General features: G+C 46.9%; 1 protein-coding gene. It reads left to right on the top strand.

Features of this window, described 5'->3' with window-relative positions; genetic code table 11:
• Nucleotides 1–207 precede the first annotated feature (207 nt).
• The coding region (locus E1189_RS00750) for a zf-TRAF domain-containing protein (protein ID WP_155158221.1) at nt 208–672 on the top strand (465 nt) is incomplete at its 3' end.

The following is a 672-nucleotide window of genomic DNA, read 5'->3' as shown; positions in this document are numbered from 1 at the left end:
TACAAACTTTCGCTGTCTGAGTGAGCAATGTAAGTGGTCAGGGGGTACAATAACCTCGACGATCACAGGTTATCTTGCACTGACGAACGTGTAAATTGCGATTATGGCTGTGGTGAAACCCTGTCTCGCCGGGAGCTCACTCCCCATAAGCAGCAATGCAAAAAGCGCCCTTACAGGGAAGGAAACCTTGAGGCAGATTTTGAAACAGTGGCAGAATCCAAAAAGCTTAAAGATGAATGCCTGGAAATGGCAGCCAATCGGCGACAAACTCGAGGTAAAATAAAAGAGCTTGCTGATCGCCTGATCAGACTCTACCCCCTGGTTCTCGATGCCGCCTTAAAAGAAACCCCTGAATCAGGTCTGACGGCACCTGCAGCCACCACAACAAGTAACATGCCATGCCATTATCAATGCGGCTTTATAGCCAACAGTCACAAGGAATTTTCTTCTCATTTCTCTGAGTGCCCCTACCAACCAATTTCGTGCCGCCACTGCTCAAAAACAGTGCAGAGAAAAGATATTATTGATCATGAAGAAGAATGTAACCTGCGCCCTGTGAACTGTACTTTTTGTGACGAAGACATGCTATTGGAAAGTATGGCGGAACACTTTGAGTATTGTGACGGTTACCCAGTAAACTGCACTCTGTGCCACAACGCTGTTCCTCGATCA

It is taken from the genome of Parendozoicomonas verongulae (genome assembly GCF_009711465.1).
GTDB lineage: Bacteria > Pseudomonadota > Gammaproteobacteria > Pseudomonadales > Endozoicomonadaceae > Sansalvadorimonas > Sansalvadorimonas verongulae.
The sequence above is the reverse complement of the archived record's forward strand: the minus strand, read 5'-3'. Positions and strand labels throughout refer to the sequence as shown.